Raw genomic sequence first — 230 nt, forward strand, 5'->3', positions numbered from 1 at the left:
GCCGAAGCCGCAGACGCCGAGCCCGATGTCCGTCCGCTGCCAAGCCTGGGACCAGATTCGCTGACGTTCCACTACTTCGGCGACTGGCGGGGCCTCTTCATGGGCCTGTGGTCGGGGTCTATGCAGAACATGCATCCGAAACTCGCCGCCGGCGTGTGGGAGCACTCGGACTTCTTCGGCGAGCGGTGGGAGCGCCTCTTCCGGTCGATGTACCCGATCGGCGGCGTCGT

General features: G+C 66.5%; 1 protein-coding gene. It reads left to right on the forward strand.

Annotated elements, in window-relative coordinates; translation table 11 throughout:
• Positions 1–36 precede the first annotated feature (36 nt).
• Positions 37–230, forward strand: a 194-nt coding sequence (locus tag B4L26_RS01225) for an oxygenase MpaB family protein (protein WP_414651903.1), incomplete at its 3' end; no start/stop codon positions are given.

This window comes from Gordonia sp. UBA7599, from assembly GCA_002477755.1.
Taxonomy (GTDB): Bacteria; Actinomycetota; Actinomycetes; order Mycobacteriales; family Mycobacteriaceae; genus Gordonia.